At 61.0% G+C, this 1,129-nt stretch carries 1 protein-coding gene; it reads right to left on the reverse strand.

What is annotated here, in order from left to right; all coding sequences use genetic code 11:
- Positions 1 to 1,007 (reverse strand): transglycosylase domain-containing protein (locus EN939_RS35200; protein ID WP_206528441.1); only part of this gene is annotated, 1,007 nt, incomplete at its 3' end.
- Positions 1,008 to 1,129: the final 122 nt, after the last annotated feature.

The following is a 1,129-nucleotide window of genomic DNA, read 5'->3' on the forward strand; positions in this document are numbered from 1 at the left end:
CCCCAGTCGCCCGACACGTCGATCGATGTTACCGGCCCGCGATAACCGCGCAGCGTGTCGTATTTCATCAACCCGTTCTGCATCGATTTGCGGGCAATGAGCTGTATCTTCGGATCGAGCGTGGTGCGGACGGAGAGGCCGCCTTCGTAAAGCGCGTTCTCGCCGTAGCGGGCGATGATCTGGCGGCGCACCTCTTCGGTAAAGTACTCGCCGGCGAACAGATAGGTGCCGCTGCGGCGCGGCGTCACGCCCAGCGGCTCGGCCTTGGCCTTGTTGCCTTCCTCACGCGTGACGTAGCCGTTCTCGACCATCTGGTCGATGACCCAGTTGCGACGCTCGATCGCGCGATCGGCATGCTTGAAAGGGTGGTAGTTGTTCGGCCCCTTGGGCAGGGAAGCCAGGTAGGCGGCCTCTGCCACGGACAGTTCGTTGACCGACTTGTCGAAATAGGTCAGCGCCGCACCGGCGACGCCATAGGCGCCGAAGCCGAAGAAGATTTCGTTGAGGTAGAGCTCGAGAATGCGATCCTTGGGATAGGCCTGCTCGATGCGGAAGGCGAGGATCATCTCCTTGATCTTGCGCTCGTAGGTCTGGTCCGAGGACAACAGGAAGTTCTTCGCCACCTGCTGGGTGATCGTCGAGGCGCCGACCTGACGCCGGCCCGAGCCGAGATTCTGCAGGTTGACGATGATGGCGCGGCCGAGGCCGGTCACATCGATGCCTGGGTGATTGTAGAAATTCTTGTCTTCGGCCGACAGGAAGGCCGCCTTGACGCGGTCCGGTATGGCCTGGATCGGCAAATACAGGCGCCGTTCGCGCGCGTATTCGGCCATCAGCGCGCCGTCCGACGCATGGATGCGGGTGGTCACCGGCGGCTCGTATTTGGCCAGCACCTCGTAGTCGGGCAGATCTTTCGACAAATGGCCGATGTAGATCGCAACGCCCGCCGCGACCAAAAGGGCCAGCGTCGTGCCGATGCCGAAAAAATAGCCAATGAGACGAATCATACCCGCTCCAGTCCTTGGTTCGGGAATTTCCTAAACGAAGCCGCCTTTCGCGCAAGCTTTCGAGCCGGTCCCAATCCGTAATCGAAAACCCTTGTCGCCGCCATGTGGACAAAATACGGCAA

This window comes from Mesorhizobium sp. M7A.F.Ca.CA.002.05.1.1 (assembly GCF_003998335.1).
Lineage (GTDB): Bacteria > Pseudomonadota > Alphaproteobacteria > Rhizobiales > Rhizobiaceae > Mesorhizobium.